Here is a 15,458-nt window from a genome sequence, read left to right on the forward strand (position 1 = left end):
AAACACGCTGACAATCAAGCGTTTATGTTTCTATTATTTCTGTTTGCTGCAACTTTTGCTGCAACATGCCTCGGGGAAACATTCTTTTCACTGGCATATATAGCCGCGTTGGTTAAGACTCTAAATTTGGTCGAATTGGAAAGAGGACAAAAATTAAATCCGTTCCGCGTGGCCCGGCCCCAACGACTCGCCAACTTCCATGCATATAAGGGGCAACATGTTTCCTGTCATCTCCTCTATTCTATCTGGGTCAAGATTTCCATTACTCACTGCCGTCAATTAATTCCTGAACCTCTTTAAGATGCAACTCAATATGTCCCAAATATCCCTCAATCATTTGTCTAAGAGTTACGGTAGTATTCTCAAAGCTCAGCCATGAGTTATCAAGTTTTGTTTGGTCCACCGAATTTATCACTTGAATCATGTGTAAATTGTAATACTTCCATAATTGAATCGTCGTATTCCACTCCGCATTTTGGTAATCCTGCAATGTAATCCACAAATCATTATCTTGCTGATAATCGGGAAAATCAAGTTTTTCGTTGTATTGCAAACGAATCATTCGCTGATGGTTATTGGCTGCTGAATCTATCAAATGCCCGAGTATCTGTTTTATTGACCGGTTTTGCTCATTTCTCTTTTGTGAAATCGTACCGACTGGCAAAACCTTTAATTTGTCCTCCCAAATAGTAATGTATCTGAGAATGCCATTTGTAACATCCGAAAAATCCATATTCTAATCCATTAATTTGTTGTCGGTTTTTACCAGATGCATCAGTGCATACGCTGTAACGATTCTGGCAATTTATTCGCTGTTCGGTGAAAACTGCTGTAAAATCAGGAAACAATTTGATATGCTTAGCGGCAGTTAACAAAGTCACTATGCCACGTACGCTTTTCCCAAATTTCGAACGCCTTCTGACAAAGGTAATCATATGGCAACTTTTGACCTGCTGTAGGATGCTTTTCGCGCTAACCTGCCAAATCTAGCTTAAACAAACAGCGAATGAAGAAACTGGTTTTACAGAACGCAATCAGCCGAATGAGTATCCGGACACCGATTACCGCTGTTTATGAGCACAGCAGAGAAGTTTCTTCGTTTGTTTTTATCTCCATTTCGGTTCTACCGGAAGTCTTTCCCCATCGGCCGTAGTGTGCTCTTCCAACGAGTTCTCCTTAGACTGGATTACGATGTAGATCATTGTTTCGTCAGAAGAATTGCAGATACCACGTTTTCCTTGCGGTGCAACGCGTATTACGCTGCCTTCTTTAATACTAAAACAGTCTTCATCCACTTGAAAATAGCCACTCCCCTTAAAAATAATATACGTTTCTTCATTCTTTCTATGAATATGAAAATAGGGCTGCTCCGATTGTGGCGGAAGCGAATTAAACGAAATTTCCGTACCTGTAGCCTTCGTAGGATCTTTCAAAAACACTTTGCCTTCTACCAGCTTTTTATTTACAGGGTGAATCAGCGAGTAATCCATTAAATCATTTAAATCGCCTAAGTCTACGGCACTGTAGTGCGTGTTTTCCGATAACGTCTCAATTTGTTTCATACCTTAACGTGTTATTGCTTTTTACAATCAATCACCACATATGGAACACTTAGTTTCATTATTCCGTCAGTCCGTGATTTACTATTTAATTCATTTTCAATTTTTTCAAATATTTCCGATTGCTTTTCGGACGGTAAAATGTCTTTCCAACTGCCAATAAATGCGAGTCTGATAAAATAATGATTCAGCATTGCTGTTCCGTCAACGAACTTGTATTCAAACCGATCATGAGTAACTGACTTAACAGAAAATCCGCGAGATTTAATCAATTCCAGGTATTGACTGAGTGGTTTGCGTTTTTTATAAATCTGTTTTCGCATTGAATCCAAACAAGAATCGAGTTTTAAACTGCTCAATACTTTTTCCATTACCGAATAAAACTCCACCATTGTATCATTTAAATTCATGGTCTGGATAAATTGTCCTCCGGTTTTCATAATCCTCGAGCATTCTGATAGTGCCTCATCAAGATCAGCCACATTATTTAACCCGTTATTGCTTACAATTAAATCAATTGAATGCTCATTTAGCGGAATATTCCCGGCAACTCCTTGAATGATTTCAATATTTTTGACCCCGTAAAAGTCAATTTTCTTCTCTGCCCGATGAATTGCAGCTTCCCATGGATCAATTCCGTAAACCTTTGAATCTTTTCCCAATCGCATGGCTATTTCAATCAACGGAAATCCCGCCCCAAATCCAATATCAACGACTTGCATTCCTCTTTGATAGTTGATCCCATCCAGTAACTTTAACCCAAAAGGGGCCGACCATAAGGGTAGTTCGTCAAATACTTCGACAAGTGTCTTCGAATTGTAATCCCATTCAGTTTTTAAATAGTGTGTCATGTTACTGATTCTTTGACTTTATGGCGGGCGGATTAAATCCTAATAAATACTTATTGATTTTGTGCCTAAAATTAAGAATTTATATGGCAGCTGTCCGCATCCGGCCACCGCATTTTTGTACGGCTAAAAATCGGATCCGAATGACAAACTTGACATTTCCCCGATGATATATGGAACACTTTCCTATGATCATGGCACCATTTAACTTAAGGATTCGGATGGCTTTTTGATGAAAGTTCTTGAATTGATTGAAGCGCCGGAACAACTTTTAAGCAAAGGAGTAGTTCCAGAAAAATTGATGCTGGATTTGTAGTTCCGGTTTAAATGCATGTACGAAAACGCTGCCCCGGAAAAGCAAAGCGTTTTTTTTGGTGCCAATTTCTAACAAAAAATAAACAAGCTTAAAAAAAATTAAAAGAATTTGATCCTGCTCCAAAAAGTTCAACTTTTGCGGTATTATTTCTTTTGTTCCTTAGAATAAAAAAATGACCAAAAACTCGTATAAAAAACTCCTGACAATTTTTCTACACATTTTTATGTGGGGGCTATTGTTTCTTTTTTTCCTTTGGGTAGTCAATTTTAGGTATGTATATTTAAACCGGTCAGCAGATGAAGCCCAAATATCCGTCCACCGTTTTTTTGGATATTCTCGAATACTGGTCACCTTTGGACTGTTTGCGGCTATCTTCTACCTGAATTACTATTTTTTAATTCGGCGCTATCTTTCAAAAAAGAAATTCAAAAAATATGCAGGGGCAATCGTCTCAATTCTGCTCGTGGTGACTGGGATCTCCTATTTGAACCGGCCTGCACCGCCTAAGTTTATGCAGAACAAAATGCCGCCACCTGCCATGAATTTTGGCGATGCTCCAGATTTTGACCGCTTAGAGCCACCAAAGCGATTAATATTTTTCAGCTTCGGAGATCTATTACTGAGCGTTATAGCATTGACAATCAGCACCAGCATTCGGGGAACAAGAGAATGGTTTGAGAATGAAAAGCAATTGAAGGATATTGAGAACCAAAAACTGACGGCCGAGCTTTCCTATCTGAAAGCCCAGATTAACCCGCACTTCTTTTTCAATACACTAAATGGAATATATGCCCTCGCTCGGAAAAAATCCGATCATACTCCGGATGTTATTTTGAGACTATCTGATTTGATGCGCTACATCATTTATGAAGCGAACACAGCCAAGGTTTTGCTTAGCCGTGAAATTTCGCATATTGAAAACTACATCGAACTCCAAAGAATCAGGCTGAATGAAATCGTTCAAGTTCATTTTCAGGTCAATGGCAACCCGGGATTTGTGCAAATTGAACCGCTGCTTTTTTCCGTTTTCCTCGAAAATGCCTTTAAGCATGGCATTGACTATAGCCGGCCCGGGAAAATTGATATTTCACTAACGATTAAAGAGCACCAGTTGATTTTTATAATTGCGAATCCAATCCTTCGAAATAAGAAAGAAACGCAAAACCGGGAAAGTGGCGTGGGATTGCAAAATATTAAACAACGTTTACAGTTGGTTTATCCCGATCGACACAATCTCAAGATTTATCAGGAAGATGAACGACATATCGTTGAACTCTACTTAAACATAAGAACCGATGAAGTGTATAATAATTGATGATGAACCGTTAGCCCAGCAAATTATTGAAGAGTATGTAGGCATGATCCCGTTTCTGAAGCTGGAGAAGAAATGCAATTCCGTATTCGATGCCCTGGAAGTTCTTCAGAAAATGAAAATAGACTTGATTTTCCTCGACATTCATCTACCAAATGTTTCGGGAATCGAATTTATTAGCAGCCTGGAGAACCGGCCGTTGTTTATATTCACAACGGCTTACTCAGAACATGCCCTTGAAGCTTTTGACTTAAGCGCTGTTGATTATTTGCTGAAACCAATTTCTTTTACTCGTTTTCTAAAGGCCACCAACAAGGCTTATCATCTTTATTCAACCAACCAAAACAACCGGCGAGAAGAGCGCGTTGAAGTCGCCGAAGCTGACCAGGAATATATCTTGGTCAAGTCGGACTACCAATCAGTTAAAATAAAGCTTAGCCAGATTTTGTACATCGAAGGGTTGAAAGACTACGTCAAAATTTTCCTGCAGAACGAAGCAAAGCCTGTTATCACCTTGAATTCGCTCAAACGGATGAGCGAAAACCTCCCTGACGGTCATTTCCTTCGGGTTCACAAGTCGTTTATCGTGAACACCAACAAAATAAAGTCAGTCACTAAAAATCGAATTATTATCCACGATCGTTGGATTCCTGTGGGCGACAGCTACAAAAGCGACTTCCAAAATTCGGTCATTAATAAATTTGCCTTATAACTTCCAGGTCAAAATAGGCTCATGCCGCGTAGAGTCCAATTAACCCATTCCGGGATTAATTGTATTTTGGACGGCTAAACCACGTATCTTTTAGTGAAAAGCCCAGTCGAAAACGGAAGAAGTTCTCTTGAATCAGGTTTTTGTTTGTGGTTCCTTGTTTTCCGAATTCAAAGCTCATATCGATCCGTGATTTTTGATTCTGAATCGGCAATCCCAAACCAAATGACAGGACAACTTCGTCCAACTGAATATCCCGCAAATTGAGGTAGGATTGGGCATATTGAAACCCCAGTCGGTAATTCATTCGTTTATAATAGGCATCTCTCAAATTACTTGACGGTAAATACTCCATGCCTCCGTGAAAATAGGGGTTATTATTCAGTTCCACCCCTAAGATATCATACGATTCATCCGACCATCTTTGCATCCCCACATCCATTGCAACAAGTAAATTCGTCCCTTTTTGCCAGGAGAAACCAAGACCAATTTCTTCCGGAATAACAAATTCCCCTGTTGATTCTTCTTCGTATTGCAATATAACGTCTGCTGAATTGGAGGTCGTATTTACCCGTCGGGTTTGAAGCTGCTGCCGGGGATTGTATATCGCGCCCAGCCTTAGCGTGCTTGATTTGTGCTGAAGCTGGTATTGTATTCCAAATTCCCAGTAGAAGTTGTTGAAATAGTCGGTTGTTTCGTTGCTAATCGACACCGTTCCCAGTTTAGTTAGATCATGATATTGATTTTGCGATTGGTTGCCAAACAAGTAGGAAGCTTTCAGCCCGAGTGACAGTTTTTTTATCGGCGTGAAAGAAGTGGTGAAATAAGCGCGGCTGATGTCGCCTGAGCCAATAATACTGAGCGGATAATCCTGTTGAATCCCACCAATTACGCTAGTTGTGTTAATTTCATAGCCTGTTGAACTATACGGGTTCAGACCAAAACCGGCGGAAACCCATCGGTTGATACGCAACCCCAAGGCCAGGTAGCTGAAATTGGCATCGAGCGATGAGGCTGTCTTATTTCGGCTCTTATACTCAGAGAATTGACCATCGACCCCCATCTCAAAAAGAAAGGTCATGCTGTCCAAGGTGCTGTATGAAGCTGGATTTAGCGTATTCAGAAAATTGTCCGATGCCATTCCGATACCCGCATTGCCCATAGCTGAATTGTGCGGGTTACTTTGAAAACGTAGTTCACCCAAGCCATACATGGAATAGGGAGAACTGGTATTGTTCTGTGACAAAACCGGTCCATTTACCATCAATATGCAGCCAATTATTAGCCAAAACTGCGGAGGATAGTTCTTTTTCATATTATTCATAAGTCAAAAAATAGAGATTTAAGGTAGGCTTATAACGACTTGATTTTTCACCTTCGAGAATCAAATGGTCTGTTTGCGACTTGAAATCGGACAAAGGAACGGTAACCAATAAGCCGTGATCGATGTTGTAATAGCTTCCTGCCAGTTCGGCCGAAAGAAAAGTGGTGATGTCGGCGATGTAATATGAATTTTCTTTATACAATTCATCCAGCGCTAGATTTGCGTAAACGACGTTATCATCCGCGTCCACAAGCTGATCGTTCATTTGGTTGATTTTTCCAGTTTCGTAGAAGTGAAGGGTTTGAGGGACATCGCTTGCAAAAGACTCTGGAGATGGCCGTAAAACCAGTTCGGCCTTAAGCAATATGTGGTCTTCCAATTTGTAGAGCTCATTTAAGCTTGGAAAGTCAACACGAACCAATACTCCCGCAGTTCCCTGAATAAAGCTCTTGTCTCCTGAAATCCGGGAAAAAAGCTTTTCCCGCTCAGAAATCAGATTTTCAAAATCCGTTCCCGAACGATCAGAGATCAACGCATTGAAATGGTTGTTGTTTTCCGAAAGATTAAAATCAATGACGAGCTCATCATGCTCATATTGACCAGCAACATGGGTATGAAGCTGTAGCTTAATTGAATCGGTTGAAAAACTCAGGACTCGGCTGTCCGGATTTTCTCCCGGTTTTAAAACAAGACCTCTGAAAAAAGCGCTAAAATTCGTATTGTTCAAAACTTCATCGGCCTTGTCTTTTCCTAATTGCAGGAGCTCTCGCCCAAGCTTATCATCCAAACGGATTTCGATCGATTCTTTGTGCACTTGAGGTAAAAAAAACAATTCACCACAAGTTTGATCTTCGGCCGGAAACCGACTCGTGTTAAACAGGTATTCGGCTGAATAATCATCTTCCTGCAACATTAACTCCTCTTTGAGACGATAAACCTGCAGAGTCTGCATGGTTGTTGTGTCGCCAAGCAGGTATTCGCCGTAATAAAGTGTCAATATCAGGGAGTCAAAAACGGCTTCGCTATCAACGGCAGTAAGGCCCGACGGTAAATCGACAGTGAAATAACTGTTGAGCTCAATGCTTCCGGTTTGGTCATTTTCAAAGTACCCCACCAGGGCATTTGCTGTTCCTGAGGTGGGAAGCGAATCGTACTTAACCGTTGAGAGTTGAATCGAAAAGGTATCAACCAAGCTAATTTTCGATTTAGACTCAACCAAGTCAACCCCAATTTCGAACTGGCTGCTTTCGGTCTCACAGGACAGCAGAAGAACGACAGAAACGACAAAGAAATAGACCAATGTTTTCAATTGAATTGAACGCATGATACGTGGAATTAATTCAGTTCTCATTAAAGTGAATTTTGTGTCTTGCAAAGCAATGCTTTCGAGGCTGGTGCAAAAACAATATTAGACTAAATCCAATTTTTAATGGTCGATAAAGCGGATTCCATCGATGAAATACAGAACCGTTTCAATATTCTGTTAAGTTCTGTTAAGAAGTATGAAAAATATTAACAAATGATGGTTTTATATCGATTTACCGGTCATTGGTCATGAAATAACAGCTGTTTCGAGTGAAATTTTCACCCGTGGTCTATCAATTTTTTTTTGCCCGTTCAATCCATCTAAGTTTGACCTGAAAACAGAGAAAAATAGTTATGATTCAAAAAAAATTACGTGCAATGAATTGGTTAAACTTGACTATTAAAGTGGGGATCGCCTTGTCGATTCTGGTCATTTTTTCGTCATGCAGTGACGATGATGAGGAAGATCTGGTTGGTAACTGGGTGGAATTATCCGATTTCGAGGGAATTCCCAGATCTGACGCCGTCGGAATCAGTTTGGAAGGCAAAGGCTATATTGTTACAGGTTATGACGGCGAAGATCGCTTGAATGATTTGTGGGAATACGATCCTCTAAATGATTATTGGAAACAAAAGGCTGACTTTCCGGGAAAGGCCAGAAACGGAGCCGTGGGCTTTTCGGCCAATGGGAAAGCCTATGTTGGAACCGGTTATGATGGAACAAACAAACTGAATGATTTCTATGAATTTGATCCATACACCAACTCCTGGACCCAGATTGCTGATTTTATTGGGTCGCCCAGATATGGTGCAATTGCTATGACTATGGGAGACCGGGGCTATGTGGGAACCGGCTATGATGGCAATTACCTGAAGGACTTCTATCAATATGATCCGATAGCAGACGAATGGGAGCAGAAAGTAAGCGTTGGCGGATCAAAGCGTCGTGATGCCATGACATTTGTTATAGATGACATTGGCTATGTATTCGGAGGCCTGGACAATGGGGTTTACGAAGATGATTTTTGGAAATATGATCCAACAGCTGATAGCTGGACCCCATTAAGAGATATTTCGGATGCAACTGATGAAGATTACGATGATGACTACAGCATTGTTCGAACCAATGCGGTAACCTTTGTAATGGACGGAAAAGGCTATGTTGCAACAGGCGGCCGCAGCACAACCGGTGGCGATGTGTGGGAGTACAACCCTGTAACTGATTTGTGGGTTGAAAAAACCGAACTGGCTGAAGATGGCAGCGGGGGCGCCGATCGCACAGAGGCCGTGAGTTTTACCATTAACAATATTGGCTACGTCATTACCGGACGAAACAGCAGTTATTATTTTGATGATGTCTGGCGCTTTGAGCCGAATTCAGAAATGTATGAATATGACTAGGAAATTTCCAAAACCTATAAAAGTAATAATCCTGCTCTTTGGCGGATTATTACTTCTTGGTTGCCAACAAAATTCAGCAACACGGCTGGAAACCTTTCAAACCGAAAATGGGTGGGGATATGTTGTAAAAAAAAATGAACGTACTTTTATTCGGCAGGATATTATCCCCGCAGTTTTTGGCAATCAGTCATTTTCAGCCAAAGAGGATGCTGAGAAAACAGGTCAGTTAGTGATACAAAAAATACGTGCAGGCCAGCATCCATCCGTGACAGTGAATGAGCTTGACAGTCTAAATATTTTTTACCTAACCGTTCAATAGGGAAACTGACAGGCAGCGTCATTTTACTCCCGACGCGATTTTGCTTCAATTTCAGTTCGCCTAAGTTTTATGTCGAGTTTACTGTTCGTCTTTTTACCTTGTCGTTTTACAATGCCCTGGAACGTTCCCCATGCATATGTGCAATAGAGCAAGGACAGGACTTTCCATTCCGCTTGGCACATAGCTTTTTAGAAATGCATACCTTCGACTTGCCGCTTTACCCGCTATCGCCACATAAGCGCTGTTGGCAGTTTGAAGTTTATTTTTTCCGTTTGTAATACAACTTCGTCAATCCTGTATCAAATGTTTCTGCAGTGATAAATTCAAGCGCTTGTTCGGATCCTCCGTCTTTAAAAAAGTCTTATTCTATTACCCACCCATATTGAAATGACTGAGATATAAAACTCATCAATCAGGTCATTCCTTAAAAGTTCGTTTATTATTTCCGCCCCTCCATCGCAATAGATATTTTTGCCTTTTTCACTTTTTAATTTTTGCACTAACTCAGTTAGGTTTCCGGTGTAGAACGCTGTCCTACCAACGCTTGGCCGTCCTGTTCTTGTGACGACATACACATCTCTTTCCCGGCTATCATAATGAGAAGATCCTATTTCCTTAAGAACATAATCGTATGTTTTTCTACCGACAATAATGGTGTCAACGGCCGAAGTAAATTCTCCATAACCATAATCTTCTCCTTCTTTTTCTACTGATTTCAAGAAGCTGAGGTCATCATTCGGCTGAGCGATATAGCCGTCCACACTCGTAGCAATGAATAGTGATAATTTTCGCATTGTTCTCTATTTTTAAATTTTTACAATTTTAACACGGAGGGCTCATTCCTACTTTCGAAAAAGACGACAAATCAAAGTTGCGATGGCGAAAGTCCTGTGTTGCATTTAATCTCATTGGTAAGTTGCGAATGGTCGTAGTAGCCATGCGATGAAGCGCTTTGATAATAGCCTCCTTCCCATTGACATCATTAACAAAATCATCACAGGTGACTACATATCTCCAGGTAAGTGCATCAATCTTATTAGCGATATAATCAGCAGCTTTCATGTCAAAAGCACTACCACAAACATAATTATTTCGTCCAGTTTTTTAATTAAAAAACCGGACATTCTTTAAACTACACACTACGGAGCTTATCTTTGAAGTTCCGTATCCACCTTTTTTATTCTCCGATTAGCAAGAGGTAAAAGATTCTCTGTTTCGTTCATTTGTAAGTTTCTTTAAAACGTTGATTTTATTCCCCGACAAAAGTCTTAAATTGACTCAGGTATTCATGCCAGACATTCTGGAAGCTGCCCCCGGTTTTCATTCGGTCCTGGATTACCACAGGACCACCCCACTTCCACCTATTATGGCACAACAACACCGAAATATAGAAGTGACATGATTTCAACCGATTGATCTTGCGTCATTCCGTTGCGGGCTGGTATCGCCATCTCCGAAAGATCAGACTTTACCATAGTGGAATAGTGAGATGTTCACCATGAGGGTGAGGAGATCTCCCTCATCAGGCTTTCAACCGGCTCCATATGACCAGTGATCCTTCCTCTTCCTTCCATGTGAATTAAAAACAAGGAAGTGCCGGCGCCGCATGTAAAAAATGCTTACTTTAGTACTCCGTCGAAGGAAAAGTGCGCGTCTGCGTTGATCCGATTTTCCGACGGAAAGACCTCTGACACAAACACACTGATCAAATGGTCACCCTTGTGCGTTATGCTGGATGATACCTGTAAAAATAGAACAACCAACAGAATATGAGGGAACCTGTAAACTATCGGCCAGCGGAACACCTAAGAAGCTTTATTCTTAGCTATGGAATTTTAACGGTGCCTGAAGGGGTGTCAGAGCCCTATTTTTCACCTCCCATTGGTTTAAGTGGATTTATTATCCATACGGTCAACACCCAAAATGTGATCGTGGCAAAGATTGGTGAAAACGACCATTTTACCGAAAATGCAGTTGCTACCGGACAGGTGACCCAATTGGTTCATGGTGTAAATATTGGACAAGTGCGAATGTTGCTGGTGTTTTTTCACCCTATGGGCATGTACCAACTTTTTGGAAACGACTTGGCCATGCTGACTAACACCTCCATGCCCCTGAAAGAATTTCTGGGAAAGCAAAGGGCCGATGACCTGTTGAAAAACTTACTGGCAAAACAGGAAGATGAACACCAGGTTAAAGCGTTGAACGATTTTTTTAGTAGCCAGGAACCTATCCAAAATGAGCTGACTACCCGTTTCCGTAAACTGTTGGATTTTATCCACCACAAGAAGGGCGATGTGAATATCAAAGAACTTGAAGAAACAGGATTCTACCACAGAAAAACCCTGGAACGGCATTTCAGGAAAATGGTGGGTATTTCACCAAAAGTTTACTGCCAGATCTACCGGTTCAGATGCCTGATGAACCTCATTCAGTCACAACCGGACATAACATGGGCGCAATTGGCCGTGCATGCAGGTTATTATGACCAGGCCCATTTGTCCCGGTATGTAAAAGATTATCTTAACGTTTCGCCCAATTGCATTGTAAAACTGGAAATGCAATTGATCAACTACTTACTGAACAGGTAGACAGAATTTACTTCCCCACTTGTCATCGAATGGTAAAATGTCGCATCTGTACAAGAATTGACATTTCTATCCTACTACTTTTATAGGGAAATCAAAAATCTGATATTCCGGCTATTGAATGGAGTGCACGCTAACCAACCGAAATCCCTTTTTTCAAAATCAACTTTAGTAAACATCAAATTGATGAAACCCTTAACTTCAAAATTAATTATTATGAAAAATTCTTTATTTTTGACATTGCTCTTCCTTGTTGCGTTTAGTCCTTTGAGTTCACAAAACAGCAAACAAATCCCACTTATTGGCTCTCTAGCACCTTCTTTCACCGCATTATCAACAAATGGTGAATTAACTTTTCCAAATGATTTTGGCAAAAGTTGGAAAATCCTTTTTAGCCATCCAAAAGATTTTACACCCGTTTGTTCTTCTGAATTGCTTGAATTGGCATTCTTGCAGACAGAACTGGATCAACTAAACGTGAAATTTGCCGTCATTTCAACGGATGATATTTCACAGCACAACATGTGGAAAGCCCACCTTGAAGAGCTCGACTACAAAGGAAGGGGAAAACAAAAAATCCTTTTTCCCATTCTTGAAGACCCGCTGAAAAAAGCGTCAATAACTTACGGGATGCTGCATGCCCCAACAAGCACCAGCCGTGATATCCGGGGGGTATTTATCATTGATCCGGAAAACAGGATCAGGTCAATCAACTTCTATCCCATTGAGATTGGAAGAAACATTGCTGAAATTGAGCGGACCATTGTTGCACTCCAAACAGCTGACAGAACTAAAATGCTCATGCCTGCAAATTGGAATGAAGGCGATGATATGATGGTTCCCCATTTTCCTTATACCCAGCTTGACTTAGCCAACAATCCTGACCTGGTAAAAGAATATTACAATGTTGGCAACCGGATGTGGTTTAAAAAGTCAGGCGATAAGATCACATCAGAGTAGACTTGTTCCTAATTGGTTCTGATAACCAAAAGAAGAGATAAAACTGCCCAATAAACTGGCGCAGCTTTATCTTTTGAGCTTTATCTTATTTCAAACCTCGCTATTGTTGTCTCAGCTCCTTTTTTTGACCGTCTTCGCCTGCGGTCACCAGGGCTCTTCGTAATCCGCTATGATAACCTTCAGAAACCAACCTATTTATACATTATTCTCCGCTTTGACCGATGTATTTACCAAGATCTCCTTATGCAAGAGCAATTGCGATTTAGACTTGACCGACCTTTGAGCACACCGCTGGGAAAAATCCAACAATTGCCTTAGTTTTCCAGATAACTGCAACTAATTCCAATAAATTCCGGTAGAACCTGGAAATTTCCAGATCTCAGACCTGTATTCCCGGACTTATATGGTTGAATTGCCAAAAGCACAAGATAAAAAGGTTAGAATTAAATTTGTTTAATCGTCTGTAATGAATAGTAATTCAGAGAGGAGGATCACGGCCCTTGGTGCTTGATGTCGTCTTTTATTGCCTCCCCCTTTCAAGTAGATTTCGAGTTATAACTTGGTGCACGACACCGTATTTTCAAGGATAAAAGAAGCCCAAATAAACAAAAACAGCAGTGCGGTAATGGTTGATCGTGTTGGCGCGCGCATTGCCAACGTTGACACCAAGAATTATAACGGCAAAAGACAAGGGTCGGTGCTGGAGGGATATGAATGGGAATTCACCACCATTGCCAGCGACGACGTGAATGCCTGGTGTATGTCCGGAGGAAAAGTGGTTATTTACACCGGCCTGTTCCCTGTTTCCCAAAACGTAACAACGCTGGCCATTGTTATGGGGCACGAAATTGCTCACGCCATTCCCAAGCAAGGCGGCGAACGAATGAGCCGCGCAATGATGCAGCAATTGAGAGGAGCCGCTTTGGAAGTCGCTCTTTAGCAAAAATATCAAGAGACGAAAGACATGTTTATTATATCGTATGGTATTGGCAGCCGACTTGGAGTCATGTTACCTTGGTCGCGTCAGCGGGAAACTCAGGCTGATCAGTTTGGACTGATATTCGTCGTCATGGCCAGTTATAATTCCCGTGAAGCAATGCCATTCTGGTAACGGGGAGCTGGCGGAGCAAAGCAATCTGAGTTTTTAAGCACCCAACTGCCTGGTTAAAGCAGTTTTTGCCCGAGGCTTTGAAATACTAATCCGCAAGCAAATAGGCGGAAATCAACGACAGTACTATTCAAAGCGATCATTGTCTGTGACATAAACCAATTAATTGAGAAAAAATCTTTTATTAAAAAAATTATAGGTATCTTTGCTGCAGTATTTATTATTTATTACAATTATTATGAACAAAGGAACAGTAAAATTTTTCAACGAATCCAAAGGTTTTGGATTTATCACAGACGCTGCATCGACTGAAGAGTATTTCGTACACGTATCAGGATTGAACGACGAAGTAAGAGAAAATGACGAAGTAACATTCGATCTTCAAGATGGTCGCAAAGGATTAAATGCCGTAAATGTTAAACTTGCATAGTTTATAATTATATAAGACATTTATTACTGAAAAGCCGACTCAATTCAATTTGAGCCGGCTTTTTTTCCATAGCGCCTTATCGAAGCAGAACGGGCCCCGGTTTTCTAATCTCAAAATGCCGAAAACCAAAACCGTCTGTTGAAAAAGAGTTGGTCTTAAAAATACTCTGTCCGATACCGGGAATTTTTGGGTGACATGAAAGGGAGATTAGAAAGGAATTCATAATCTGGCTCTCTTTCTTGACTAAAACGCCCATACCCAATTGCGAATAAAACTTGCTGCTTTTAAAACCCATTCGTTCGTTGCAAGCATTTCCCTCGAATAGTTGACCCGCATTATTCATCAGCCAAAGAATCGGACTTCAAAATTTGCGGGGTCTTATCTTTAACCGTTGGATTTAGTAAAACCTGTGTCAAATTCTGAAGGGATGTAGAGAGGGATATAAATGCAAGTGAAAATCGGTGTCCCGTTGGGCTATTTCTGTTCTAAAGCCCTCATTTTCTGAAAACAGAGCATAGCTCTCTCATTGTTTTTGTTCTTGCTGATGTATATTTATTGAAAGATCAGTTGCCCAAGCAGTTCCTGGTGTACGAACGCTTTTGGAAAGCGATAGTAAACCCTTCTTTTTGTGATTTTTATGGTTGCCCCAATTTTCAACAACGATGCCCTGATAGTATCGGGTTACCATTTTTTTGCCTATTCGAAACCTGTTTTCTCTATTGCTTCTTTTAGGAGTAAGAATATCTCGAAGACTAAACTGCGAAGGAACAGGCGAAGGAAATTTGACCAAAAACTATGGTCCGACAACCAGTCTGAGAAGCACATGTTCTTCACCTCCTTGATTCTGTTTTCGCTGGCCTCGCCTCTTTTTACGTAGAACCCTTAGATTAGCGAAATAACAAAGTTAAAAGTGCTATGATATTATTGGAAACAAATAAATGGCGGACAGCTTTCTCTGCCCTGGCCGTTTTCTTCTTCAGTGTTTCGTTTGTAGCCAGGCCAATAGTAAACTGAAGGTTAAAGTCGTCTGCCAATTGATAGAAAGCAGGGCAACTAAACCCACCTTCGGCACGGATAACGATTTCTATCTTTGGATAGGCTGCCCTTATTTTCTTCAATAACCGTTTTAAAATGGCAACATACCATTTATTGGAGTGGCTGTTTCCCGGGCGTAAGATTGGAACAACGATTTGCCCGGTACCTCTCGTTGTACATGAACTGGCTATAATAGCCATTAAACATCGACAATTGCTGGGCCCCATGGGTGGGATCATCGGTG

Annotated in this window: 15 protein-coding genes and 1 pseudogene; 9 read left to right on the top strand and 7 right to left on the bottom strand. The window is 40.9% G+C overall.

What is annotated here, in order from left to right; all coding sequences use genetic code 11:
* The coding region (locus tag AAC033_RS15460; protein WP_339739724.1) for a hypothetical protein at nt 1-300 on the top strand (300 nt) is incomplete at its 5' end.
* Here AAC033_RS15460 and AAC033_RS15465 read toward each other — a convergent pair.
* The 3 genes from AAC033_RS15465 to AAC033_RS15475 form a co-directional block, all read right to left on the bottom strand.
* On the bottom strand, nt 263-733 hold the full coding sequence (locus AAC033_RS15465; RefSeq protein ID WP_339739726.1) for a DinB family protein: 471 nt from the start codon (nt 731-733) through the stop codon (nt 263-265). The genes AAC033_RS15460 and AAC033_RS15465 overlap by 38 nt on opposite strands.
* A 373-nt stretch (nt 734-1,106) precedes the next feature.
* A complete protein-coding gene (locus AAC033_RS15470) occupies nt 1,107-1,562 on the bottom strand; it encodes a cupin domain-containing protein (RefSeq protein ID WP_339739728.1) in 456 nt (151 codons plus the stop codon).
* An 11-nt stretch (nt 1,563-1,573) separates the two neighbouring features.
* A complete protein-coding gene (locus tag AAC033_RS15475; RefSeq protein WP_339739730.1) occupies nt 1,574-2,410 on the bottom strand; it encodes a class I SAM-dependent methyltransferase in 837 nt (278 codons plus the stop codon).
* A gap of 824 nt (nt 2,411-3,234) precedes the next feature.
* On the opposite strand from AAC033_RS15475, the gene AAC033_RS15480 reads away from it, so the two are divergent.
* Both AAC033_RS15480 and AAC033_RS15485 read left to right on the top strand, forming a co-directional pair.
* A complete protein-coding gene (locus tag AAC033_RS15480) occupies nt 3,235-4,038 on the top strand; it encodes a sensor histidine kinase (RefSeq protein ID WP_339739732.1) in 804 nt (267 codons plus the stop codon).
* Nucleotides 4,019-4,747: a LytTR family DNA-binding domain-containing protein gene (locus tag AAC033_RS15485; RefSeq protein ID WP_339739733.1), complete on the top strand. Its 729-nt coding sequence runs from the start codon at nt 4,019-4,021 to the stop codon at nt 4,745-4,747. The genes AAC033_RS15480 and AAC033_RS15485 overlap by 20 nt, the downstream gene beginning before the upstream one ends.
* Before the next feature lie 55 nt (nt 4,748-4,802).
* On the opposite strand, the gene AAC033_RS15490 is transcribed toward AAC033_RS15485, so the two are convergent.
* Complete coding sequence (locus AAC033_RS15490; protein ID WP_339739734.1) at nt 4,803-6,059, bottom strand: hypothetical protein; 1,257 nt, start codon at nt 6,057-6,059, stop codon at nt 4,803-4,805.
* 1 nt (nt 6,060) lies between these two features.
* Nucleotides 6,061-7,419 (bottom strand): DUF4270 family protein, encoded by a 1,359-nt coding sequence (locus AAC033_RS15495; protein WP_339739736.1) that lies wholly within the window; start codon nt 7,417-7,419, stop codon nt 6,061-6,063.
* A 332-nt stretch (nt 7,420-7,751) separates the two neighbouring features.
* Here AAC033_RS15495 and AAC033_RS15500 point away from each other — a divergent pair, with 332 nt between their 5' ends.
* Both AAC033_RS15500 and AAC033_RS15505 read left to right on the top strand, forming a co-directional pair.
* On the top strand, nt 7,752-8,774 hold the full coding sequence (locus tag AAC033_RS15500; protein WP_339739738.1) for a kelch repeat-containing protein: 1,023 nt from the start codon (nt 7,752-7,754) through the stop codon (nt 8,772-8,774).
* Nucleotides 8,767-9,093: a DUF4907 domain-containing protein gene (locus AAC033_RS15505; protein WP_339739740.1), complete on the top strand. Its 327-nt coding sequence runs from the start codon at nt 8,767-8,769 to the stop codon at nt 9,091-9,093. Before AAC033_RS15500 ends, AAC033_RS15505 begins: the two co-directional genes overlap by 8 nt.
* 350 nt (nt 9,094-9,443) lie before the next feature.
* Here the strand turns inward: AAC033_RS15505 and AAC033_RS15510 are convergent, their stop codons facing one another.
* Entirely contained in the window at nt 9,444-9,887 is a 444-nt protein-coding gene (locus AAC033_RS15510) for a dihydrofolate reductase family protein (RefSeq protein WP_339739742.1), read from the bottom strand.
* Between the two features lie 975 nt (nt 9,888-10,862).
* Between AAC033_RS15510 and AAC033_RS15515 the strand changes: the two genes are divergently transcribed.
* The 4 genes and pseudogenes from AAC033_RS15515 to AAC033_RS15530 all read left to right on the top strand — a co-directional run bounded on the left by AAC033_RS15515 (nt 10,863) and on the right by AAC033_RS15530 (nt 14,179).
* Nucleotides 10,863-11,684 carry an AraC family transcriptional regulator gene (locus tag AAC033_RS15515; RefSeq protein ID WP_339739744.1) on the top strand — a complete coding sequence of 274 codons (822 nt, stop codon included), beginning with the start codon at nt 10,863-10,865 and terminating at the stop codon, nt 11,682-11,684.
* Nucleotides 11,685-11,897: 213 nt separating this feature from the next.
* Nucleotides 11,898-12,641 carry a redoxin domain-containing protein gene (locus AAC033_RS15520; RefSeq protein ID WP_339739746.1) on the top strand — a complete coding sequence of 248 codons (744 nt, stop codon included), beginning with the start codon at nt 11,898-11,900 and terminating at the stop codon, nt 12,639-12,641.
* A gap of 625 nt (nt 12,642-13,266) precedes the next feature.
* Nucleotides 13,267-13,752: pseudogene (locus tag AAC033_RS15525) on the top strand (M48 family metallopeptidase).
* Between the two features lie 229 nt (nt 13,753-13,981).
* Nucleotides 13,982-14,179: a cold shock domain-containing protein gene (locus AAC033_RS15530; protein ID WP_339739748.1), complete on the top strand. Its 198-nt coding sequence runs from the start codon at nt 13,982-13,984 to the stop codon at nt 14,177-14,179.
* 887 nt (nt 14,180-15,066) lie between these two features.
* Here the strand turns inward: AAC033_RS15530 and AAC033_RS15535 are convergent.
* On the bottom strand, nt 15,067-15,453 hold the full coding sequence (locus AAC033_RS15535; protein WP_339739750.1) for a transposase: 387 nt from the start codon (nt 15,451-15,453) through the stop codon (nt 15,067-15,069).
* Nucleotides 15,454-15,458: the final 5 nt, after the last annotated feature.

Source organism: uncultured Sunxiuqinia sp., from assembly GCF_963974515.1.
Classification (GTDB): Bacteria; Bacteroidota; Bacteroidia; order Bacteroidales; family Prolixibacteraceae; genus Sunxiuqinia.

What these genes read in the sequence shown, in the direction of transcription:
- AAC033_RS15465 (WP_339739726.1), bottom strand. Translation starts at nt 733, where the DNA reads ATGGATTTTTCGGATGTTACAAATGGCATTCTCAGATACATTACTATT.
- AAC033_RS15470 (WP_339739728.1), bottom strand. Translation starts at nt 1,562, where the DNA reads ATGAAACAAATTGAGACGTTATCGGAAAACACGCACTACAGTGCCGTA.
- AAC033_RS15475 (WP_339739730.1), bottom strand. Translation starts at nt 2,410, where the DNA reads ATGACACACTATTTAAAAACTGAATGGGATTACAATTCGAAGACACTT.
- AAC033_RS15480 (WP_339739732.1), top strand. Translation starts at nt 3,235, where the DNA reads ATGCAGAACAAAATGCCGCCACCTGCCATGAATTTTGGCGATGCTCCA.
- AAC033_RS15485 (WP_339739733.1), top strand. Translation starts at nt 4,019, where the DNA reads ATGAAGTGTATAATAATTGATGATGAACCGTTAGCCCAGCAAATTATT.
- AAC033_RS15490 (WP_339739734.1), bottom strand. Translation starts at nt 6,059, where the DNA reads ATGAAAAAGAACTATCCTCCGCAGTTTTGGCTAATAATTGGCTGCATA.
- AAC033_RS15495 (WP_339739736.1), bottom strand. Translation starts at nt 7,419, where the DNA reads ATGAGAACTGAATTAATTCCACGTATCATGCGTTCAATTCAATTGAAA.
- AAC033_RS15500 (WP_339739738.1), top strand. Translation starts at nt 7,752, where the DNA reads ATGAATTGGTTAAACTTGACTATTAAAGTGGGGATCGCCTTGTCGATT.
- AAC033_RS15505 (WP_339739740.1), top strand. Translation starts at nt 8,767, where the DNA reads ATGACTAGGAAATTTCCAAAACCTATAAAAGTAATAATCCTGCTCTTT.
- AAC033_RS15510 (WP_339739742.1), bottom strand. Translation starts at nt 9,887, where the DNA reads ATGCGAAAATTATCACTATTCATTGCTACGAGTGTGGACGGCTATATC.
- AAC033_RS15515 (WP_339739744.1), top strand. Translation starts at nt 10,863, where the DNA reads ATGAGGGAACCTGTAAACTATCGGCCAGCGGAACACCTAAGAAGCTTT.
- AAC033_RS15520 (WP_339739746.1), top strand. Translation starts at nt 11,898, where the DNA reads ATGAAAAATTCTTTATTTTTGACATTGCTCTTCCTTGTTGCGTTTAGT.
- AAC033_RS15535 (WP_339739750.1), bottom strand. Translation starts at nt 15,453, where the DNA reads ATGATCCCACCCATGGGGCCCAGCAATTGTCGATGTTTAATGGCTATT.